Annotated in this window: 15 protein-coding genes; 3 read left to right on the top strand and 12 right to left on the bottom strand. The window is 70.4% G+C overall.

The window, feature by feature from the left end; genetic code table 11:
* Position 1 precedes the first annotated feature (1 nt).
* Positions 2-1,168 (bottom strand): L-rhamnose isomerase, encoded by a 1,167-nt coding sequence (rhaI, locus tag DEU37_RS01655; protein ID WP_121188960.1) that lies wholly within the window; start codon positions 1,166-1,168, stop codon positions 2-4.
* Positions 1,169-1,253: 85 nt separating this feature from the next.
* Here rhaI and DEU37_RS01660 point away from each other — a divergent pair, with 85 nt between their 5' ends.
* Positions 1,254-2,255, top strand: a complete 1,002-nt coding sequence (locus DEU37_RS01660) for a LacI family DNA-binding transcriptional regulator (protein WP_121189606.1) — start codon at positions 1,254-1,256, stop codon at positions 2,253-2,255.
* 25 nt (positions 2,256-2,280) lie between these two features.
* On the opposite strand, the gene DEU37_RS01665 is transcribed toward DEU37_RS01660, so the two are convergent.
* From DEU37_RS01665 to DEU37_RS01710, 10 genes are all read right to left on the bottom strand, one after another.
* On the bottom strand, positions 2,281-3,036 hold the full coding sequence (locus DEU37_RS01665) for an SDR family NAD(P)-dependent oxidoreductase (protein ID WP_121188961.1): 756 nt from the start codon (positions 3,034-3,036) through the stop codon (positions 2,281-2,283).
* An 11-nt stretch (positions 3,037-3,047) separates the two neighbouring features.
* Positions 3,048-4,418 (bottom strand): glycoside hydrolase family 30 beta sandwich domain-containing protein, encoded by a 1,371-nt coding sequence (locus tag DEU37_RS01670; RefSeq protein ID WP_121188962.1) that lies wholly within the window; start codon positions 4,416-4,418, stop codon positions 3,048-3,050.
* On the bottom strand, positions 4,415-6,187 hold the full coding sequence (locus tag DEU37_RS01675; protein ID WP_121188963.1) for a DUF5605 domain-containing protein: 1,773 nt from the start codon (positions 6,185-6,187) through the stop codon (positions 4,415-4,417). The genes DEU37_RS01670 and DEU37_RS01675 overlap by 4 nt, the downstream gene beginning before the upstream one ends.
* A gap of 14 nt (positions 6,188-6,201) precedes the next feature.
* Positions 6,202-8,982: an alpha-L-rhamnosidase gene (locus DEU37_RS01680; protein ID WP_121188964.1), complete on the bottom strand. Its 2,781-nt coding sequence runs from the start codon at positions 8,980-8,982 to the stop codon at positions 6,202-6,204.
* A complete protein-coding gene (locus tag DEU37_RS01685; protein WP_259457096.1) occupies positions 8,979-10,136 on the bottom strand; it encodes a serine hydrolase in 1,158 nt (385 codons plus the stop codon). The genes DEU37_RS01680 and DEU37_RS01685 overlap by 4 nt, the downstream gene beginning before the upstream one ends.
* Positions 10,133-12,547 carry a glycoside hydrolase family 3 C-terminal domain-containing protein gene (locus tag DEU37_RS01690; protein ID WP_121188965.1) on the bottom strand — a complete coding sequence of 805 codons (2,415 nt, stop codon included), beginning with the start codon at positions 12,545-12,547 and terminating at the stop codon, positions 10,133-10,135. Before DEU37_RS01690 ends, DEU37_RS01685 begins: the two co-directional genes overlap by 4 nt.
* Positions 12,548-12,615: 68 nt before the next feature.
* Entirely contained in the window at positions 12,616-13,458 is an 843-nt protein-coding gene (locus DEU37_RS01695; protein ID WP_121188966.1) for an ATP-binding cassette domain-containing protein, read from the bottom strand.
* Complete coding sequence (locus DEU37_RS01700; protein WP_121188967.1) at positions 13,455-15,323, bottom strand: dipeptide/oligopeptide/nickel ABC transporter permease/ATP-binding protein; 1,869 nt, start codon at positions 15,321-15,323, stop codon at positions 13,455-13,457. Before DEU37_RS01700 ends, DEU37_RS01695 begins: the two co-directional genes overlap by 4 nt.
* Positions 15,320-16,261, bottom strand: coding sequence for an ABC transporter permease (locus DEU37_RS01705; RefSeq protein ID WP_121188968.1), 942 nt, complete (start codon positions 16,259-16,261; stop codon positions 15,320-15,322). Before DEU37_RS01705 ends, DEU37_RS01700 begins: the two co-directional genes overlap by 4 nt.
* Before the next feature lie 65 nt (positions 16,262-16,326).
* Positions 16,327-17,859, bottom strand: a complete 1,533-nt coding sequence (locus DEU37_RS01710) for an ABC transporter substrate-binding protein (RefSeq protein WP_121188969.1) — start codon at positions 17,857-17,859, stop codon at positions 16,327-16,329.
* Positions 17,860-18,050: 191 nt separating this feature from the next.
* Here DEU37_RS01710 and DEU37_RS01715 point away from each other — a divergent pair, with 191 nt between their 5' ends.
* Together DEU37_RS01715 and DEU37_RS01720 are read left to right on the top strand one after the other, a co-directional pair.
* Positions 18,051-18,752 carry a TetR/AcrR family transcriptional regulator gene (locus tag DEU37_RS01715; protein WP_121188970.1) on the top strand — a complete coding sequence of 234 codons (702 nt, stop codon included), beginning with the start codon at positions 18,051-18,053 and terminating at the stop codon, positions 18,750-18,752.
* Positions 18,749-21,196, top strand: a complete 2,448-nt coding sequence (locus tag DEU37_RS01720) for a glycoside hydrolase family 2 TIM barrel-domain containing protein (RefSeq protein ID WP_121188971.1) — start codon at positions 18,749-18,751, stop codon at positions 21,194-21,196. The genes DEU37_RS01715 and DEU37_RS01720 overlap by 4 nt, the downstream gene beginning before the upstream one ends.
* Before the next feature lie 16 nt (positions 21,197-21,212).
* Here the strand turns inward: DEU37_RS01720 and DEU37_RS01725 are convergent, their stop codons facing one another.
* Positions 21,213-22,655: an HNH endonuclease signature motif containing protein gene (locus DEU37_RS01725; RefSeq protein ID WP_259457152.1), complete on the bottom strand. Its 1,443-nt coding sequence runs from the start codon at positions 22,653-22,655 to the stop codon at positions 21,213-21,215.
* Positions 22,656-22,671 lie beyond the last annotated feature (16 nt).

Raw genomic sequence — 22,671 nt, forward strand, 5'->3', positions numbered from 1 at the left:
CTCAGGCGCCCCATCCCGCCTGCACGCCGCCGACACGCTCGGCCGCGATGCGTTCTGCGTAGCCGGATGCCGCGTACGCCCGCATCGGATCGACGGGAAGTCCGCGCTGCTCGCGCCACGCGGCCAGCTGCGGCCGGACGTCGGTCTGGAACGCGTCCATCAGGATCGCGTTCGCGGTGAGCACGTCGTTGCTCTGCTGGGCGACGCTCAGCGCCTGCCGATCGAGCAGGAGTGCGCGCGCCGTCATCTCCTGCACGTTGAGCACCGAGCGGATCTGGCCCGGGATCTTGTCTTCGATGTTGTGGCACTGGTCGAGCATGAACGCGACATCGGGACTGTTCAGCCCACCGCCGCGGATGACCTCCACGAGGATCCGGAACAGCTGGAAGGGGTCCGCCGCCCCGACGATGAGGTCGTCATCGGCGTAGAACCGGCTGTTGAAGTCGAAGGAGCCGAGCCGGCCGAGGCGCAGCAACTGCATGACGATGAACTCGATGTTGGTGCCCGGAGCGTGGTGTCCGGTGTCGAGGCACACCATCGCCTTCTCGCCCAGCGCCGCCACCTGCACGTAGGAGGTGCCCCAGTCGGGAACGTCGGTGTGGTAGAACGCCGGCTCGAAGAACTTGTACTCCAGGACGAGGCGCTGCGCGTCGCCGAGGCGTGCGTAGATCTCCTGCAGCGAGTCGTGGAGGCGGTCCTGGCGGGTGCGCATGTCGTTCTGGCCCGGATAGTTCGACCCCTCGGCCAGCCAGATCTTCAGATCGCGCGATCCCGTGGCATCCATGATGTCGATGCAGGCGAGGTGGTGGTCGATGGCCTTGCGGCGGATGCGCTCGTCGTGGTGCGTCAGTGCGCCGAACCTGTAGTCCTCGTCCTGGAACGTGTTGGAGTTGACGGTGCCCAGGCGCACGCCGTGGTCCTCGGCGTGCCGGCGCAGCGCACCGTAGTCGTCGACCGCGTCCCAGGGGATGTGCAGCGCGACGCTCGGGGCGAGGCCCGTGAGGCGATGGACCTGGGCGGCATCCGCGATCTTCTCGAAGGGGTCTCGCGGGGCGCCCGCCGTGGCGAAGACGCGGAAGCGCGTGCCCGAGTTTCCGAATGCCCAGGAGGGGAGCTCGATGGCCTGTTCGGCGAGGGTGGACAGGTTCTCTGGTGACAGCGACGTCATGCTCGGACTTCTCTCGACAGCGACTTGAATCGTTTCAAACGCTAGTGTCGTTGAAACGATTCGTCAAGGTCGGCAGGGAGTGAAGATGGGCGTCAGCGTGAAGGACGTCGCTGCCGCCGCCGGCGTCTCGGTGGGCACGGTCTCCAATGTGCTCAATCGGCCCGAGAAGGTCGCCGCCGAGACCGTCGCCCGTGTTCAGCAGGCCATCGAGCGTCTCGGGTTCGTGCGCAACGACGCGGCGCGCCAGTTGCGCGCCGGCCGCAGCCGCTCGATCGGGCTCGTCGTGCTCGACATCGCCAATCCCTTCTTCGCCGAGATCGCCCGCGGGGCGCAGGAGCGCGCCGCGGCCGAGGGGCTCGCGGTGCTGCTGGGCAACAGCGATCATCTGCGCGACCGGGAGGAGGCCTACCTCGATCTGTTCCGTGAGCAGCGCGTCAACGGCGTGCTCCTGACTCCGACCGCGCGCGACGCCGCGCGTCTGGAGCGGCTGCGAGCCGCGGGCATCCCGGTGGTGCTCGTGGATGCGGAAGACCACGACCTCGGTGTGCCTTCCGTCGCGGTCGACGATGTCGAGGGGGGATTGCTCGCCGCCGCTCACCTGCTCTCGCTCGGACGTCGTCGGTTGGCCTTCGTCGGCGGGCCCGCCGACGTGCGTCAGGTCGCCGACCGGCTCGCCGGCGCTCGCCGGGCGCTCGCTGCGGTGCCGGATGCCGTGCTCGAGGTCATCGACGTCGACGCGCTCACGGTGCGCGCCGGACGCCGCGTCGGCGACGCGCTCGCCGCCCGACCGCCGGCGCAACGGCCCGATGCCGTGTTCTGTGTCAACGATCTCCTCGCCGTCGGGTTGCTGCAGGGGGCGGCGATCCTCGGCGGCATCCGGGTTCCCGAAGAACTCGCCCTCATCGGGTACGACGACATCGACTTCGCGGCGACGGCCGTCGTGCCGCTCTCCTCCGTCCGACAGCCCGCGCGCAGCATCGGGGCCACCGCGGTGGAGCTGCTGCTCGAGACGATCGACGGTTCCGCGCCGACGCGCGCCGTGCGCTTCCGCCCCGAGCTGGTGAGGCGAGACTCCACCGACGCGTGAGAAGACGCGTCGGAAGCTGCACGCGTCAGAGGGTCGTCATCCCGCCGTCGACGGCAAAGAGGGCCCCGGTCGCGAAGGCCGCGTCGTCCGACGCGAGAAACGTCATGATCCCGCAGACATCGTCGGGGGTACCGGCCCGGCCGAGCGGGATGCGGCCGATGATCGCGTCGCGTGCGCGCGGGTCGCCCGTGATGGTCGACACGAGGGAGGTCTCCGTGTACGCGGGGACGACGGTGTTCACCCGGATGCCGCGGTCGGCGTACGCCGCCGCGACGGTGCGGGTCAGGCCGTGGATCCCCGCCTTCGATGCGCTGTAGGCAGTGAAGTCGCGTCCCTCGCCCGTGAGCCCGGTGGGGCTGCCGGTCAGAATGATCGAGCCGCCGGCACGTGCCCGCATCGCGCGCACGGCGTGCTTGACCGTGAGGAACGTTCCGGTGAGGTTGATGTCGAGGGTGCGCCGCCACACGTCGAGGTCGAGGTCGGCGATCGGGGCGTCGTGGCCGAACAGCTGCACGCCGGCATTGGCGACGACGACGTCCGGCGCCCAGCCGGCATCCTCGAGGCGGGCGAATGCCGCCGCGACAGCCGTTTCGTCCGAGATGTCGAACTGTTCGGCTCGTGCCGCCGCGCCCAGGGCGGTCGCCGCGGCGGTGGCGGCGACGCCGTCGCGATCGGCGACGACGACGCGTGCGCCCTCGGCGACGAAGCGTTCGGACACCGCTCGTCCGATGCCGGTGGCGCCGCCGGTGACGAGCGCTGTCTTGCCCGTGAGTCGTGTCACGAGAGTTCCTTTCAGGCCGGAATGACGACGGTGCTGAACGATGCCGCCGGAAGCTCCAGCGACAGCACCTGCGCACCCAGCAGCAGGCTGATGGGCATGACCTCGTCGAGCTCGTTGTGCAGCACGACGACGAGCGAGCCGTCGGGGTTTCGGAACACGAGCTGATTGTCGTGACCGGCGACGCACCAGGTCGGCAGCACGCGGGCGCCGGGCGCGACGAAGGCGCTGACGTGCTTGAGCACCAGATAGTCGGGCGTGTAGCGGAAGGTGCGCGTGTCGGGATCGACCACGACGAGCGAGTTCTGCGTCCAGCCCCAGCGGCTGCGCCCGCCCTCGCGGAGGGCGATGTTCCAGTACTGGTAGGCGTTCGCGCCGTTGCTGAGGAAGTGCTTCATGAGCCGCCACGCGTAGCGTGCCTGACGCCAGTCGTTGCGTCCGTCGCCGCACTCCTGCTCGCTCTGATAGATCTGCAGCTCGGGGTGCAGGCGGTGCACCGCCGCCACGGCGCCCTTGCCCGCCCACTGCACGCCGACGCCGGAGACGACGGCCGCGGCCTGCGGATCGGCGAGCACATCCTCGACGAGCCGATCATCGGCGCGTTCGAGCGTTCCGAGGAAGACCTCCACGCCGCGGGCGGCCATTTCGGGTCCGAGGTGGCGCAGGAACGCCGACAGCCCTGACGGCGTCCACGTGCAGCTGGGGAAGACCTGCGCCGAGTTGAACTCGTTCTGCGGCATGACCATCGACACCCGGATGCCGCGCTCGGCATACCCGTCGACGAACTTCCCGACGTACGCGGCGTAGGCGGCGAGGTGCTCCTCGTCGACGCGGAACATGTCGGTGCCCTCGGCGCCGACCTGATCGGGCTGCAGCCCGTTGTCGACGTCGCCGAAGAACGGGTGCGGTAGAGCGCCGGCGTAGTGGCCGTTGCGCTTCATCCAGGTGGGCGGACTCCAAGGAGAGGCCCACAGCACGAGGTCGGGGCGGTGGGCGCGCGCGGCGCGGATGAACGGGACGAGCGTGTCGTCGTCGTGCGACAGATCGAAGTGCGCGAGCGCCAGGTCGCCGGGGGTCTCGTCGTACGAGTACCAGTCGCGGGAGAAGTCGTTCGCGCCGATCGGCATGCGGCAGATGCCGAACGAGGCGCCCACGCCCGGGGCGAACAGCTCGCGGATGATGCCGGCTCGTTCGTTCGGTGTCAGCAGGCTCAGCGCGTCCCAGCCCAGCTCGTTGAAGCAGGCGCCGAAGCCCTCGATCTCCTGCTGCGGATCGTCCAGGGCGACGATGACGTCGGGCATCCTCGACGGGCTCGCGAGCGGCGCCACCTCCTGCCTCTGCCACGCGGCATCCGGGGTGGTGACGATCCCGTGCACCGCACTCATGCCGCGACCCGCGTGAGGCGGACGGCCATGAACTGCCGCCCCGGAAGTTCGACGCGGACCTGACCGGTGTGCGTGCCCGCCACCTCGTCGACGGTCATGTTCCAGGTGTCGATCACCTCGACGCGCCACGAGCCTTCACCGAGCAGGACGTTGCGAAAGCGCGGGCGGTTGAAGCCGAAGTAGCCCACCCGCACGTCGTCGGTTCCGGCCCAGGGGACGTCCCAGTCGCTGGGCAGCGGATCCCAGACGCCGTCGGGCGCCTCGGCGAGCAGCCGCTCGAGGAAGGCGATGCGCGCGGGGGAGGTGCCGTGCAGCACACCGCCCTTGGACCACCACAGCACCTCGTCGTCGTCGGCATCCACCTCGGCGTCCAGGGCCGGCGGGTAGTAGGTCTCACCGTGGCCCACATAGCCGCCGCGCACGGCGCCCTCCCAGAAGCGTCGGGTCATCTCCTCGCCGGTGATGTTGCCCCAGCCCTGGTCGATGTCGCCCTCGTAGGCGCACTCGTCGATGACGACCGGCTTGCCCCAGCGCTCCCGCCACTGATCGGTGTTCTCGGCCGTGCGGTAGACGTCGACCCGCTGGATCGAGACATGCGTGATCCACGGGCGGTCGTAGTCGTAGAACGGACGGCAGTTGTGGATGGAGGTGAGGTGTCCGAACGGATCCTCCTCGCCGACGATCGCCGCCAGGCGCTCCCAGTCGTCGAGGTCCTTCGACCACAGCAGGTCGTACTCGTTCGCCAGCGACCACCAGACGTTCGCGTAGCCGGCGAGGCGGCGCACCACGTAGCGCAGGTAGCGCTCGTCGACGGCGGGTCCGAGGTCGCAGAAGCCCCAGCGATCGTAGGCGTGGAAGAGGATGAGGTCGGCTTGGATGCCGAGATGCGCCAGCTCGACGATGCGCTGCTCGAGGCGGCGGAAGTGCGCGGGGTCGAAGCGGGTGAGATCGAAGCCGTCCGCGAGGGTGCCGACGAAGGGGAAGTCGGCGGGCTCGTTCGCGTTGTAGAGGTACGACTTGGGGAACACGCACATCCGCAGCTTCGTGAAGGGCGACGCGGCGAGGGTGGCGAGGGTCTGCTGCTGGCGCGACTCGCTCTGGTGCGTCCACGCGTAGGCGGTCGTTCCCAGCGGCCGATGGCGCGTGCCGTCCGCGTGGCGGAAGTGGAACCCGTCGACGCGCACCGGGCCGTGCGCGTCGACGGGAGCGGGGGCGACATCCACGGCGCCCGCGACGCCGTCGAGCGATCGGGCGGTCGAGCGGGTGCGGAAGCGCCAGGTGCCCTCGGCATCCGCGAGAGCGCGGATGACGTAGACGCCCTCGCCGTCGTAGAAGCCGCCGACGCGGACGACGCTGCCGTCGGGACGGGTGAACAGGGCGTCCAGCTCCACGTCGACGAACGGGTTGCCGTGCGAGGGGCCGATGAGGCGCACCTCGAGCGGGTCCCAGCGCCGCACCGCGCGGGAGGGGGCGAGCGCCGCAGACCCCGGGGAGGCGTCGTCGGACTCGTATGCCGGGTCCGGCGCGATCGCCGAGGCGTGCGGCGGACGCGCGGTGCCGTCGCCGACCTCGGCCAGCGCCGCCCAGAGCGCGTCGCGCGCCGCCGGCTCTTCCAGCTCGGGAACGAGCGCAACGAGCTGGCCGAGGCGGGCGGTGCGGAACTGCTGCGCCATCGGGGAGGCGGCGATGCCGGGCAGGTGCCTTTCGAGCACCGCGCGGCCGGCGGGGCTGTCGAGCGTCTCGCCGAACGTGCTGGCGCGGTCGAACATGGAACTCCTCAGGATCAGGCGGTCGTCGCCGCGCGGATCGCGTGATCGACAGCGGCCAGCACCGGCGGCGGCGTGAACAACAGGGCAGACGCGAGCGGCCGACCGGCGGCCCAGGTCGTCGCGTCACGGACGGCGTCGACGCGCTCGGGTGCCACATCGGCCAGCGTGTCGAGCAGCGCGCGGTAGGCGCGCGGATCGTCGATGACGGCGGCGAGATCGGCGTCGAGCCCGGGCAGTTCGGGTCGTACCGGAGCGGATGCCGCAGCGACATGCCACTCGTGCGCACCGGGGCCGACGGTAGCGGCGACGCCGGGAAGATCCACCTCGGCGGTCGTGCCCGCCGGCACGGTCGCGGTCACGACGACGCTGTCGCCGTCGCGGCGCCAGGAGACGGCCGCCTCGCCGTAGGGGGTCAGATGGCGCGCCGATGCGTGGGTGAGTGCGGCGAGGGGGCGCGGCGCGATGCGCAGACGTCGGTAGCCCGGTTCGGCCGGAGCGAGACCGGCGACCGAGCGGTGCAGCCAGTCGGCGACCGCGCCGAGGGCATAGTGGTTGAACGAGGTCATCTCGCCGGGGTTGACCGATCCGTCGGGCAGCAGCGAGTCCCACCGCTCCCACACCGTCGTCGCTCCCTGTGTGATCGGATACAGCCACGACGGGCACTGCGTCTGCAGGAGCAGCCGCTCCGCGGCATCCACGTGGCCGGTGGCGGTCAGTGCATCGGCGACCAGCGGTGTGCCGACGAAGCCGGTGCCGATACGGTATCCGCCCTCGCGGACGAGCGCCGCGAGGCGCCGCCCGAGCGCGGCGCGGGTGCCGGCATCCACGATGAGGTCGAACTGCAGGGCGAGGGCGTACGCCGTCGGGGCGTCGCTCATCATGCGTCCGGCGGGGGTGACGTACTCGGCGGCGAACGCGCGGCGGGCGGCGTCGGCGAGTGCCGCGTAGGCCTCGGCATCCTCGTCGTGTCCGAGCAGTCGTGCGGCATCCGCGACCTGTCGCAGGGACCGGGCGAAGTACGCGCTGGCGACGATGTCGGCGTCGACCTTCGCCTTTCCGGGCTTGTCCGGCGGGGCGGCGGGGTCGAGCCAGTCGCCGAGCTGCATGCGGCCGGCCCACAGCCCCGAATCACCCGCGTCGCGGCGCACCGCCTCGACCCACGCCCGCATGCTCGGATACTGCGCGGCGAGCACCGCGCGGTCACCGAAGCGCTCCCATAGCACGCTGGGCACGACCGTTGCGGCGTCACCCCACGCGGCGACCGGTCCGCCGCCCGCGAACGACGGCAGCGCCGCCGGCACGACGACGGGAACGATCCCGCCGTGACGGTTCTGCTCGTGTGCCAGGTCGCGCAGCCACGAGGTCAGGAAGCCGTCGCAGTCGTAGAGGAACGTCGCGGTCGGCGCGAACACCTGGATGTCTCCCGTCCACCCCAGTCGCTCATCGCGCTGCGGACAGTCGGTGGGAATCGACAGGAAGTTGCCGCGCATGCCCCAGCGCACGTTCTCGTGCAGTCTCTCCACGAGGGGGTCGGATGCCGAGAACCACCCGGTTCGGGCGAGGTCGGTGTGCAGGACGACGGCCTCGACATCCGCGGGGTCGAGGTCGAGGCCGGTGATCTGGGCGTAGCGGAAGCCGTAGAAGCTGAAGCGCGACTCGAGGAGGTCGTCGTCGCCGGACAGATCGAAGGTCGCCGTCGCCTCCGCGTTGCGCAGGGGGCGAAGCGCCAGTTCGCCCTCGTCGAGCACTTCGGCGTGGCGGACGACGACGCGGGTCCCGGCTGGGCCTTTCGCGCGGATCCGCAGGCGCCCGACGAGGTTCTGTCCGAAGTCGAGGATCGTGCCGCCGGACGCCGACGGGAGGACCGCCGCGACCGGCACGGTCTCGATACGGCGCACGGGAGGCGCGATCCGCGGCTCGGGGACGGGGACGTTCTCGTAGCCGGGTCGCGATGCCGCGCCCACGCGCGCGGGCGTCCACACCGCGTCGTCGAGGCTTCGACGCAGATCCTGGTGCTCGCCCGCGTAGATGCCGCTGTCGACGACGGGTCCATCGCCGGTCGCCTCCCAGCCGGGGCCGGTCGCCGCGAGGGTCGCGGAGGTGCCGTCCGCGTAGGTGACCCGCAGCTGCGCCAGCCAGGATGGCTGATCGCCGTAGAGGCGGTCGGTGAAGGTGAAGAAGCCGTACTTCTCCGTGTACCAGGCGCCTGCGATCGTCGCCGCGAGCTCGTTCTGCCCGTCCTGCAGGAGGGCGGTGACGTCGACGCTCTCGTGAACGAGGCGATCCCGGTAGGCGGTCCAGCCCGGGGAGAGCACGTCGTCGCTGACGGCGACGCCGTTGACGGTCGGCTCGGCCACGCCCAGCGCCGTCCAGAAGAGGACGGCGCGCGTGACGTCACGGTCGAGCACGAAACGCGTGCGCACCGCGGCGGGCTGCGCCTCGCGCGTCGGATCAGCCAGGCCCACGGGAGCTGCGACCCACTCCTCGTCGGCGAGAAACCCCGCCTCGACGACGAGCGCATCGCTCCATGCGGTGCAGCGACCATCGGTGCTGTGCGCCCGCACCCGCACCGATCGGCGCTCGCCGGGAGCGAGGGGGCGAAACGGCCAGGAGACGAGGGCGCTCTCGCCGTCGTGCAGGGCGAGCGTGATCTCGCCGTCGCTGAGCTCTGCCCTCGCCTGCTGCCAGCCGGTGATCTCGCCGCCGACCACCCAGCTCAGGCGAGGGGTCGCGGTGGCGACGACATCGCTGTCGTGGCGCAGCTCCGCGCGCAGACTCGCAATGACCGCGGTCATGCCGACGCGCTCAGGAGGGCGCCCAGCTCACGCGCCAGCGCGACGGCGCGCGGATCGGCGCCACCCGGCCACGGCCCGCGGACGATCGTCCAGGCGAAGGTCAGGCCCGTGTCGGGATCGGCACACGCCAGTGCGCCCGCGGCGCCATCGTGGCCGAAGGCGCGCGGCCCACCGAACGCGAGCTGTTGCGACGGCTTCTGGAAGACGATGGCGTGGGCACGGTCGTGCTGGTGGAGCACTTCGTCGTAGCCGCGGATCTGCTGCTGGCCGATCTGCTCCACGGTGTCGGCGGACAGGAACGGGGCGCGACCGTCGACGCCCGTGACCGCGGCGGCGAAGAGGCGGGCGAGCCCCCGTGCGGTGCCGGTGCCCGCCGTGGCGGCATGGCCGTAGCGGTAGTTGCGGGGCGAGTTGGTGTGGTCGATGTCGCGGCTGAGGGCGCCGAAGACCACCGGACCCAGCGCCGAGAACTGCGGGGTGCCCGTCGCCGACACGGGCCGGATCATCGGACGCAGCGGCGTGAAGCGATGCTCCTGGTCCTCCGGCAGGCCGAGGTAGAAGTCGACGTCGTGCGCCGCGCGGATCTCCTCCTCGTAGAACTCGTGGAGGGTTCGCCCCGTCACCCGGTAGACCAGTTCGTCGCCCAGGCTGCCGATCGTGGTCGCGTGGTAGCCGAACGCGCTGCCGGGGTGCCAGTAGGGCCGGGTGTCGGCCAGCCGCGCCGCGGCCGCATGGTGGTCCCACAACTCCTCCCACGTGAGGGGCGTCGTCGCCTGGGGAAGTCCCGCCTGGTGCGAGAGCAGCTGGCGCACCGTGACGGCATCCTTGCCCTTCACGGCGAACTCGGGCCAGTAGTGCGCGACGCGCTCATCCAGATCGAGCAGCCCGCGCTCCACCAGCAGACCCACCGACAGGCCGATCGTGTTCTTCGTGACCGAGAACGGGATCAGCAGCGACTCGCCGGTCAGGTGCGGTCCGCCCCAGGCGTCGAGCACCGGCACGCCGCGATGGAAAGCGCCCACTTGGAAGGAGAGATCGTCATCCCCGCGCAGGTACGTGTCGAGACGGTCGACGACGGCGGACAGGCGCGCATCGGCGCTGCCCTGCAGCAGGGATGCCGCGACCGGCTCCATCGTGTGCGTCGCCCGCGTCATGCCGACACCTCCCAGTCGACGCTCAGCGGCAGCTGCGCAACCGACGAGCCGACCCGGAGAGCGAACGTGCCGGGCTCGACGCTCCAGCCGTCACCGTCCCAGTGCGCCAGGCGTCGCTCGGGAAGGGCGATCGAGACGGTCGCGGATGCGCCGGCCTCGACGGTGACCGCCTCGAATCCGACGAGCCAGCGCTCGGGGCGCTCGATCGCCGACCCCGGCCGTTCGGCGTACACCTGCACGACCTGCTTGCCGGAGCGCGCACCCGTGTTGGTGAGCGTCACCGCGACCTCGCCGCCGTCGCGGCGCGCGTCGTCCCACGACCACGTCGTGTAGCCGAGTCCGTGGCCGAACGGGAAGGCGGGCGTCGCCTCGTCCTTCAACCACGCGCGGTAGCCGATGTGGATGCCCTCCGTGTAGCGCAGGACGCCGTCCTGCGGGGTCACGTCGGTGACGGGGACCTCGGCGAGGGAGGCCGGCCAGGTGGTGGGCAGGCGCCCGCCGGGCTCCTGCGCACCCGTGAGGATGTCGGCGATCGCGTGGCCGAACTCCTGTCCGCCGAAGTAGCCCTGCACGACGGCGGCGACCTCGTCGGCCCAGGGCAGCACGACGGGCGAGCCCGCGTTGACGACGACGATCGTCGGGGTGTCGGTGGCCGCGACGGCCCGGACGAGCGCGTCCTGCGCGCCGGGGAGGTCCAGGCTCGTCCGGTCGTAGCCCTCGGACTCGACGCGTGAGTTCGTCCCGACGACCACGACGGCGACCTCGGCGGATGCCGCCGCGCGCGCGGCCCGGGCGATCAGCTCGGCATCCGGCGTGCGCTCGGGGGCGATGCCGACCGTGGCACTCAGGGCGCCGGCGAGAGCGCCGGACGCTTCGCGGGAGAACTCGACGCGGATCGTGCGCGCCACCCCGGCCTCCACCGCGACGCCGGTCGTCAGCGACGGCGGGTTCAGGAACGCGGCGCCGAGGTCGGTGCCCTCGATGACGGGGCTGTCGTCGAGCATCAGTTCGTCATCGACGTACAGCCGTCCCTCGCTCGCGCCGGCGAAGCCCAGCTCGATCGTGCCGGATTCGGTCGGCGTGAACCGTGTCTCGAAGATGACGGTCCGGCTCGCCTCGATCGGGGCGTCGCCGCCGAACCAGACGAGCGCCGTCGAGCGGCGATCTTCGGCGAAGAGCTCGGCGCCCTCCGCATCCAGGAAGCGCACCCGCAGCCCCGGCTCTCCGGTGACGGGGTTCTGCAGCTGGGCGAGGGGGATCTCGGCGACCCCCTCCTGCACGATCGCGCCGAGCTCGTAGGAGATCTCCACTCCGGGCAGGGCGGCGCGCAGCCCGTCCAGCGGAGAGACGACGTGGGCGGGGACGACCGTGGCGCTGCCGCCGCCCTGCGTCCGGGCGTCGCGGGCGTTCTGGCCGATGATCGCGACCGATCGCAGCGACGTCGGGTTCAGCGGCAGCGTGCCGTCGTTGCTCAGCAGCACGGTTCCGGCCACGGCCGCCTCACGGGCGAACGCGGGCCCGTCGATCTCGCCGGTCGCCGCCGGGACGCTGTCGCCCAGGGCGCCGACGCGCTCGGCCAGCAGCAGCAGACGCAGCACCTTGCGGTCGAGGTCGGCCTCCTCGACGCGTCCGTCGTGGACGGCGGCGACGAGTTCGGCCCAGGCGGGCGCCGGGCCCGGCATGGCGAGATCCTGCGCGGCGGCGACCGCGTCGAGCGAACGCACCGCGGTCCAGTCGCTGATGACGACGCCGTCGAAGCCCCACTCGGAGTTGAGCGGCGTCTCGAGCAGGTCGTTCTCGGTCATGGTGACGCCGGCGACGGAGTTGTACGAGCTCATGATGGTCCACGCGTGCGCGTCGGCGACGGCCCGCTCGAACGGCGCCAGGTACAGTTCGCGGAGGGCGCGTTCGTCGACCTCGACGTTCACCGTGAAGCGGTCGGTCTCGGAGTCGTTCGCGACGTAGTGCTTGGGGCACGCGGCGACGCCGCTGTCCTGCATGCCCGCGACGTAGGCCGCGGCCAGCTCGCCCGACAGCTGGGGGTCTTCGCTGAAGCACTCGAAGTGGCGTCCTCCGAGCGGGCTCCGGTGCAGGTTGATGGTCGGACCGAGCACGACGTCGACGTCCTTTGCCCGCGCTTCGGTCGCCGCCGCGGCGCCGTAACGGTAGGCCAGCCCGGCATCCCACGAGGCAGCCAGCGCCGAGCCGGACGGGAGGTTCAGCGACGGCTCACGCTCATCCCAGCGGGGCCCGCGCACGCCGGCGGGACCGTCGGAGAGGGTCATCGCGCGCAGGCCGATCTCCGGCAGCGGCACCGTCGTCCAGAAATCGGCGCCCTGGACGAGAGTGGCCTTCTGCTCGAGTGTCAGCTTCTCGAGCAGGGGGCGCAGGTGGTCGACGGGGGAGGTCATGGTCATCCTTTCGAGGGCAGGTTCGGGATCCGGGGCGTCGCGGAGTCAGGCGGCGTCATCAGGCGGCGTCATCGTGCGGCGGCCTCGGCGGAGAGGACCGCGCGGCGGGCTGCGCGGCGCTCCTCCTGCTTGTCGGGGTCGGGGACGGGCGCGGCCATGAACAGGCGCTGCGTGTACGGATGCTGCGGGCGCGAGGTGACCTGGTCGCCGTCGCCGGATTCCACGATCTCGCCGCGGTACATCACCGCGACGCGATGACTGACGTGGCGGACCACGGCGAGGTCGTGGGTGACGAACAGGTAGGCGACGCCCGTCCGCTCCTGGATCTCGATGAACAGGTCGAGCACGCGGGCCTGCGTCGACAGATCGAGCGCCGAGACCGGCTCGTCGCAGACGATGAGCCGCGGGCTCAGTGCGAGCGCGCGCGCGATCGCGACGCGCTGGCGCTGGCCGCCGGAGAACTCGCGCGGCAGGCGGCTGCGCGCATCGGCGGGAAGGCCCACCTGGTCGAGCAGGTCGCGCACGCGCGTCTTCGCCTCGGCAGATCCGACGCCGGCGACGGTGAGAGGCTCGGTGAGGATCTGCTCGACCGTCATCGACGGGTTCAGCGACGAGTACGGGTCCTGGAACACCACCTGGATCTGCGAGCTGAGCGCACGGCGTTCCCGTCGACTCAGGTGGGAGATGTCCTGTCCGTCGAAGCGGATCGTCCCCTCCGTGACGGGGGCCAGGCCCAGGGCGGCCCGGCCCAGGGTCGTCTTGCCCGAGCCGGACTCGCCGACCAGGCCCACCGTCTCGCCCGGCTTGATGTCGAGCGAGACGCCCTTCAGCGCGCGGAAGGGCTCGGCTCGGAATCCCTTGCCCGGGTACTCGACGACGAGGTCGGTGACTTCCAGCAGTGGCGCGGTCATGCTCCGGCTCCGTTCGTGACAGGGGTGAGAGGCCCGCGCGCCGGACCCTCGTCGAGGATCGCGTCGAGCAGTGTCTTCGTGTAGGGGTGTCGCGCATCGTTGAAGATGGCCCGGACGGGTCCCTGCTCGACGAAGCGTCCGTTCTGCATGACGGTCACGCGGTCGCACAGGTCGGCGACGACGCCGAAGTTGTGCGTCACGAGCAGCATCGCCATGTTGCGCTCCGCCTGCAGGTCGCGCAGCAGATCCAGCACCTCGGCCTGCACCGTGACGTCCAGGGCCGTGGTCGGCTCGTCCGCGATGATCAGATCGGGGTCCGTCGAGACGGCCCCGGCGATGAGCACGCGCTGCGCCATACCGCCGGAGACCTCGAACGGGTACGCGTCGAAGGTGCGCTTCGGCTGCGGGATGCCGACGCGCTCGAGCAGGCCCAGCGCGCGATCGCGCGCCTCGGCCTTGGACAGCCCGAGGTTCTTGCGGAGCGGCTCGACCAGTTGGCTGCCGATCGTGAAGGACGGATCGAGGTTGCTCATCGGCTCCTGCGGGATGTAGCCGATGCGCTTGCCGCGGATGCCTGTGTAGACGCGTTCGGAGGCGTCGGCGAGCTCGGTGCCCTCGTAGAGGATCGAGCCGGAGGTGACGCTGCCGCCGCGGGGGAGCAGTCCGAGCACCGCGAAGGCCGTCTGCGTCTTGCCTGAGCCCGATTCGCCGATGAGGCCGTGGACCTCGCCGCGGCGGATGTCGAGCGAGGCGCCGTGGACGACCTCGATGTGCGAGCCGTCGGGCTGGTCGTAGCCCACGTGCAGGTCGCGCACCTGCAGGACGGCGTCGGGCGCCTTGCTGCGGGTGTCTTCGGGGTGGACGATCACGTCGATGTTCTCGATCACGGGCGGCTCGTCGAGGTCGACGAGGTCGCCGCCGCCGGTGCGCACCGACGTGGTGACGGCAGCGATCGACCCGGTCGCGGTCGTCACCACGCGCCGACGCTTGCGGCGCACCGTGACGGTGCGCTCGAGCTCGTCACGCATGACGTTGGCGAGGAGGGTCAGGGCGATGCAGGTGAGCGCGATGGCGAGCGAGGGCCACAGCATGAGCAGCGGCTGCTTGTAGATGCTCTTGAAGCCGTCGTTGAGCATGGCGCCCCACGTGGGCACCGACGAGTCGCCGAGACCCAGGAACTCAAGGCCCGACTGGATCGCGATCGCGATGCCGGCGATGATCGCGGACTGGATGATGATGGGCGCGCGCACGACCGACAGCACATGGCGGCCGATGATGCGAGCGTCGCTCAAGCCCGAGACCCGCGCGGCATCCACGTAGAGCTCCGCGCGCACCGCCGTGACGGAGGCGAACACCAGCCGGAAGGAGCCGGGGGAGAGCAGGATGCCGAAGATGAACATCGACAGCCAGACGGACGGGCCGAGCGCGGCACGCGCTGCGAGCAGCACCACCATCGCCGGCAGCGCCATGTTCAGCTCGGTCACCCAGGTGGCGACGGTGTTGAACCAGCCCTGGTAGTAGCCGGCGATGAGGCCCGAGACCACGCCGAGCACCAGCGCCGTCACCAGCGCGACCAGTGCAGCGGCGATGCTCGTCTGGGTGGCCAGCAGCAGTCGCGAGAACACGTCGCGGCCGGCGCTGTCGGTGCCCAGCAGATGGTCGGCGCCGGGAGGGGCGAGGATCGCGCGGATGTCGGCGTAGTTCGGATCCTGCGGGGCGATGAAGGGGCCGATGATCGCGATGAGCACGACCAGGGCGAGGAAGCCGAGGGAGACCAGGCCGAGGGGACGGCGCACGAGCCGGCGCATCAGCGAGACACGCACGGGCGCGACGGGGACGGAGTTGGGAACGTCGACAGCGGTCATGACAGACGCACCTTCGGGTTGAGAGCGGCCTGAGCCAGATCGATCAGGAGGTTGACGATGACCACGATGATCGCGAAGACGATCACGAGGCCCATGACGGCGGGGATGTCGCCCTGCGTCGTCGCCTTGACGGTGAGCTGACCCATGCCGGGGATGGCGAAGACCTGCTCGACGATGACGGCGCCGCCCAGCAGGCCGATGAACTGCACGGCGAGCACGGCCAGTGCCGGGCCGCCTGCGTTGCGCAGCACGTGCTTGTAGACGACGGAGGTGCTCGACAGTCCGCGGGAGCGGAGCGTGCGCACGTAGTCGCGCGACATCGCGTCGATGACCGAGCCGCGCACCTGCTGGGCGACGGTGGCGATCGCGCCGAGGGAAAGGGCGATGATCGGCAGGGTGACCGAGGCGACCCATCCGCTGAAAGAGGTCGTCAGCGGGACGAAGCCGGTGGCCTTGAACCAGTGCAGCTCGATCGCGAACACGAGCACGAGGCCCAGGGCGATGAGGAAGCCGGGGATGGCGAAGCCGATCAAGGAGAGGAACTGCACGAGTCCATCGATCCAGCCTCCACGGCGCGCGGCGAGCACCCCCAGCACGACCGAGAGGATCGCCGAGACGAGCGTCGCGCCGATGACGATCGAGAGGGTCACCCCCACGCGGCCGGAGACGCTGACGCTGACGAGCTCACCGCTGAACCAGCTGCGGCCGAGGTTGCCCGTCAGCGCCGAGGTCAGCCAGTCCCCGTACTGGACGAGCAGCGGACGGTTCAGTCCGAGCTCCTCGGTCTTCTTCGCGACCGTCTCGGCGGTCGCGGTCTCGCCCAGGATGCGGCGCGCGATGTCGCCGCCGGCAGCGTAGAGCAGCGTGTAGGCGAGGAAGGAGATGACGAGGATGAGAACGACCCCTGCGGCGAGCCGTCTGAGAATGAAGCTGAGCATGGCTCTTTCCCTTTTCGAGCGGCGCTGCCCACCTGCGATGAGCGCAGGCGGGCAGCGCGGCGGGGTCAGTTCTTCGGCGAGAAGCTGAAGATCGACGGGTAGGCGTTCGTCGGCCAGAAGTCGACGGTCGTGTTCGCATCGGTGGCGAACGAGCCCTGCACGCGGAAGAACGGTGCGAACCAGGCCTGGTCGACCAGGTACTTGTTCAGGTCCTTGAGCGCCTGGGCGGCCTCATCCGTCGATCCGAACTGGATCGTCTTGATGAAGGCGTCGATCTTCGGGTCTTCCGCCTTGAACGGGTTGAACGTCGCGTTCGGGGCGATCATGAAGTTGATCAGCTGCCAGTCGGGGTCCTGCTGCAGCGCCATCCACGTCGCCGGGTACTTCGGCGCGAGCATGTCCGAGATGAAGTTGTTGGTGCCGCTCTCGGTGTACTGGACGGTGATGCCGATGTCCTGCAGCTGCTGCTTGATCAGATCGAACGAGGTCTGGAAGGCGGGCACCGACGGCATGTTGATTGTCAGTCCGTTGGGGTACCCCGCGTCGGCGAGGAGCTTCTTGGCACCGGCCGGGTCATACGCGTAGGTGCTGTCCAGCGCTGCATCGTAGGCGACGGAGGACTTCGGGAAGACCTGTTCGGTGACGGTGCCGTAGCCGCTCTGGAGGGACTTCAGCAGGGCCTCGCGATCGAACGCCATGTTGATCGCCTGACGGACCTTGACGTTTCCGAGTGCCGGGTTCATCGTGCCCGAGCGGTCCAGCAGCAGCAGGCCCTGGAAGTCGAGCTCGTTCGACGCGATCGTCCAGCCGGAGGCCTCGACCTCGCCGATGGTGGTGTTGTCGGCGACCTTCGCGCCGTTCGCCTCGCCGGCCTTGATGGCGTTGAGGATGGCGGTCGTGTCGTCGATGACGTTGACGGTCAGGTTGTCGTACTTGACGGCATCCTTGTTCCAGTAGTCGGGGTTCGCCTTGTACACGTAGGTCGTGCCGGTCACGGATGCCGAGGTGTCGAGGATGTACGGACCGGAGCCGACGGGGCGCGTGGCCACGTCGGAGTCGGAGAACGACGACGGCGCCGCGACGAGGCCCTGCGCGAGCGACAGGGAGTTGAGCAGGGCCGGGTTCGGCGCCGGCAGCGTGATGGTGACGGTGTGGTCGTCGGTCGCCGCGTACTGGTTTCCCTTCATGGTGCCCGCCTGCGGCGACGTGCCGTCGCGGAAGCGCTCCATGCTGGCGACGACGGCCTTCGCGTCGACGGGGGTGCCGTCGGTGAAGGTCGCGTCGGTGCGCAGCGTCAGGGTGAGGACGGTCTTGTCGTCGTTGTACGACCACTCGGTCGCCAGGTTGGGCTGGAGTTCGCCCTTCGAGTCCTGTCGCAGGAGCGTGTCGAACACCGCCTCGAAGTACTCGCTGCGGTTGCCCCACTCGGCGCCTGCGCCGATGTCGTAGCTCGTGGGCGCGGCGATCGAGATGAGTGTGAGGCGATCTGCGCGTGCGCCGCCTGAGCTGCTGTCGCCTGCGGACTCGCCGCCGGCGCAGCCGGTCAGTGCGAGTGCCGCGACGACCGCGAGGGCTGCTGTGGCCTTCCAACGGAACATCTTTGGTCCCTTTCTCGGGTGAGCGATACCCCTGCGGATCGCTCTGTCGGGGGACGCTAGCAGGAAATCCGAATGGACACTAGGTTTTTGGAGCAAATATCGAGTGATCGCTAGGTTTTTGTTATGAGAGCGTGCACACTGGGGGCATCGGCGCCGACTCGCGGCGACCGGGATAGGGCACGATGGTCACGATGACCGACACCAACACACCGCGGCGCAGCCAGCGCGGCGAGTACGCGAAGAGCGAGCTGACGCGCGGCGCGATCCTCGACGCCGCCTTGGAGGTCTTCGCTCAAGGCGGGTACCGCGCCGGATCGCTGCGGGAGATCGCTCAACGCGTCGGGATGAGTGAAGCGGGGCTGCTGCATCACTTCAAGAACAAGAGCACCCTGCTGCTGGCCGTGCTCGACCATCGCGACGAGCAGTCGCGCCAGATCGTCAACTTCGACGACGCGGACGGTGTGGAGACGTTGCGCGCTCTGGTGAAACTCGCGCGGTACAACGCGTCGATCCCGGGTGTCATCGAGCTGTTCTGCACGCTGTCGGCCGAGGCGACCTCGCCGTCGCACCCGGCGCACGAGTATTTCCTGCGCCGGTACGAGTATGTGCGGGAGAGCATCACGGTGGCGTTTCGGAGGATCGCCGCCGAGGGGCGGCTGATCCGCGAGATCGACCCGTATCGGGCGGCCGTCGCGACCACGGCGATGATGGACGGGCTCCAGGTGCAGTGGCTGTTGGATCCGACGTCCACCGATATGGCCGACGCCCTGGCAGAGTTCTTCCGCGGTTACGTGCGCGGGTACGACCTCGACGCGCTCGAGCAGCTGCTCGACGCGCGCGCCGCCGAATCCCTCGTGAGCGGCGAGGGTTCCGGCTCGGGTGCCACGCTGTGAAGCGGGTTCCCTTCCACGACGGCTGGACGGTCGGACCGAAGCTCGGAGCCTTCGAGAGCCGCGAGGGTGCCGGTGCTCCCGTGCCGGTCGCGATCCCGCACGACGCGCTGCGCGATCTGCCGCGTTCCGCCGATAACGACGGGGGCGTGCATTCGGGCTACATCCCGGGTGGGGTCTTCGTCTACGAGCGCTCCTTCGAGGTGCCGGACGACTGGCGCGAGCGGAGCGTGCTGCTCGAGTTCGAGGGCGTGTACCGCGACGCCGTCGTGTTCATCAACGGAGACTTCGCCGCGCATGAGCCCGACGGCTACGCAGCCTTCGTCGTCGCCGCGGATCCCTTCCTGCGCTTCGGTGAGACGAACACGGTGACGGTCGAGGCGCGCGCGCACCGCGACAGCCGGTGGTACACGGGTGCCGGCATCTACCGGCCCGTGCACCTCATCGTCGCCGATCCGGTGCACCTGGGTCTCGACGGCACGACGGTGACGAGCCCCGACATCGACGACGATCGTGCGATGGTCGAGGTCGCGACCGTCGTGGAGAATCTCACGCGCCACACGCGCACGCTGCGAGTGCGCTGGCATCTCGCCGATCCATCGGGAGCCGTCCTCGCGCGAGCAAGCGCACCGGTGACGGTACTGCCCGGTGAGCAGGCGATGGCGAGGGCGCGCATCTTCGTCGCGCGCCCCGAGTTGTGGTCGCCCGACCATCCGGCCCAGCACGAGGTGCGTATCAGCCTGGACGCTGCCGACGGCGCGGTCATCGACACGGATGTCGTGCGCTTCGGCATCCGTCGCCTGCAGCTGGACGCGCGCCGGGGTCTGCGCATCAACGGTGTGGAGGTGGATCTGCGCGGGGCATGTGTGCACCACGACAACGGCGCGCTCGGGGCGATCACGCATCCCGATGCCGAGGATCGACGGGTGCGGCTGTTGAAGGATGCCGGGTTCAACGCGATCCGCAGTGCGCACAACCCGGCATCGCGCGCCCTGCTCGAGGCGTGCGATCGTCACGGCATGCTCGTCATGGATGAGCTCAGCGATGTGTGGACGCGCGCCAAGACCGGATTCGACGCGTCCGTCGGGTTCGCGGCGCGGTGGCAGGCAGCGGTGGCGGCGCTCGTGGCGAAGGACCGCAACCGTCCGAGCGTGATCCTGTACTCGATCGGCAACGAGATCCTCGAGCTGGCGACGCCGCACGGGGCGACCTGGAGTCGGCGCCTCGCCGAGGAGTTCCGGCGGCTCGACCCGACGCGGTATGTCACGAACGGCATCAACGGGGTCATCGCCAACATGCAGCGACTGCCGGAGATCCTCGGCGAGATCGCGGCGACCGACCCGAACACGATGATGGCCGGTCTCGGTGCTCAGATGGCCGCCGCCAACGCGTCGGAGCTCATCACCCGTTCGACGGAGGAGTCGGCCTCGGTGCTCGATGTCGTGGGCTTCAACTACGGCGATGCCCGGTACGAGATGGATGCGGAACTTTTTCCAGGGCGGATCATCGTGGGGTCGGAGACCTTCCCCGACCGGATCGCCGACCTGTGGGATCAGGTGCGCAGGCTCCCGCACGTCATCGGCGACTTCACGTGGACGGGGTGGGACTACGTCGGTGAGGCCGGCATCGGGCGGGTCGAGTACACCGACGTCGACGGATACCGCTCGACCGGAACCGCCGGCCCCTTCCCCTGGCTGTTGGCGCGGTCTGGAGACATCGATCTCACGGGTCGGCGAACGCCCGCCTCGTTCTACCGGGAGATCGCGTTCGGCCTGCGCAGCGAGCCGGCGATCGCCGTGCATCGCCCCGCGCATCACGGTCGCCCGGTCGAGAAGACGCCGTGGTCGTGGGACGACGTGGTGTCGTCGTGGTCGTGGGGTGTCGAATCGGGCTCGCCGGTGACGGTGGACGTGTACGCGGATGCCGAGGAGGTCGAGCTGTGCCTCATCGGCGCGAGCGGCGAGGTCGTGGTCGGTCGCGCGACGGTCGGCGATCCGCGACCGCTCATCGCCCGGTTCGAGACGCAGTACCGGCCGGGCCGGCTTCTGGCGATCGCGCGCCGGAACGGGGTGGAGGTCGGCCGGACCGCGCTGGTGACGGCGGGCTCGCCGGCGTTGCATGTCCGCGTCGAGGAAGACACCGTCGCCGCCGACGGGGGACTCGCACACGTCGTCATCGAGTTGGCGGACGCGGATGGCATCGTCGCCTGCGATGGCGACACCGAGGTCACGGTCACGGTGGCCGGCCCCGGCGAACTCGCCGGGCTCGGCTCGAGCCGAGGTCAGACGACGGAGTCGTTCGCGGGCCCCTCGCGTCTGACCCACGACGGGCGCGCGCTCGCTGTGGTGCGCGCCACGGGCAGCGGGGAGATCGCCGTCGCCGTTGCCGCGCCCGGGTATGTGCCCGCCGTGGTGCGGGTCGTCGCAGGAGCGTCGACTGCTCGCTGACCTGTGCCCACCTCGCTCAGAACGGGGGCGGATCCTCGGTCGCGGGAACGAACCTCACCAGTGACGGTGGCCGGTCGGTGTAGCGGCGCCCCGTGGGGCCGGTCCACTCGAGTGTTCCGCCACCGAGATGGCGCACACGCCAGGCGGTGTGGTGTTTCATCGTGTGGTGGCGTCGGCAGAGGTGCGCCAGGTTCTCGTGTGCGGTCGCGCCGCCGTCTGCCGCTGCGGTCGTATGGTCGCGGTCGCATCCGTGGGCCGGCCGGGTGCAACCGGGCGCGCGGCACCGTTCGTCGCGCGCGGCGAGGTAGCGGGAGAGTTCCGCGCTGGGGCGATAGCGGTCGACGGCGACCGGGATGCCGGTGTGCGGATCGGTGAACACACGATCCCAGCCGGGCGCCAGTCCCGCGAGTCGGCGGGCGATCGCCGGGTCGATGGGGCCGTGACCTGCGAGCATGGCAGGTCCGCCCGCCGGGTCTCCGGCGAGGGTCAATGCGGGGACCGTCACCTGGATGCGGGCGCGGATGGCGTCCAGACCCGCGCCGGTGGCCGTCGTCGATGGTGCTGCGGTCAGCAGCAGGTCGCCGAAGACGTCGGCGCGAACCTGCGCGAGGGTGCGGCGCTGCGCGTCGGCGGATCGGCTGGTGACGATGGTGTCGGCATCGTCGCCTCGGGCTCGCCGGGGCTCGCCGCACGCCTCCTTGGAAGTGTCGGTGTCGGTGTCGGTGTCGGTGTCGGCATCGGTGTCGGTGTCGGTCCGGTCGACGATCGTCCGCGCGCGTGTCGTGAGCGAGTCGTAGATCGCGTACGCGATCGGCGCGGGCAGGTCGGCGATGAGTCTGGCCATGCCGTCGTCGAGGTCGAACAGGCGCACGGATCGCTCGTCCGCTGCCCGGTGCACGGCGTCGTCGAACGCCGCCGGGTCGATGGTCGCCGCGATGGCTTTCGCCGCTTGGGTCATTCGCGAGGGAGATTCCGTCCGTGCCGCCTCGAGCGCGAGGGTTTCGAAGCGGGCGCGATCCTCGCTTGTTCGCAGCACCGCGCCCGCTCGCGCGATGGCCCAGGCATGGCCGGCGTCGATCTCGCCGTCGGCCCATGACGCGTGGGTGCGAGGAAACAGCGTGGTCAGCAGATACGCCTCGGACATCCGTCGCTGCACGCCCCGGTCTGAGGCGCGCAGCGCCATGCCCAACTCCAGCGCCACTTCCCGAAGCGGCAGGTCCGCGTCGCTCGACCGGAGGGGTGAGCTGCCCCGCTGCTGAGCTTCTTGTCGCAGCAACGCGGTCCGATCCGCGACCAGTCCGACCGCGTCGGCCAGCAGTCGAGCTTCCTCGGCCTGGACTTCGGCTATCCGCCGCCGCGCATCCACCACATCGGCGACCAGCCGGTCCAGCGCCGGCCACAGCGTATCGAGCACGCGGCCGATGTCGGCCACGTCTTCCCGGTGCGCGCTCACGTGCATCATCCCCTCGCCCCGG

The sequence above is a fragment of the Microbacterium sp. AG790 genome (assembly GCF_003634765.1).
GTDB lineage: Bacteria > Actinomycetota > Actinomycetes > Actinomycetales > Microbacteriaceae > Microbacterium.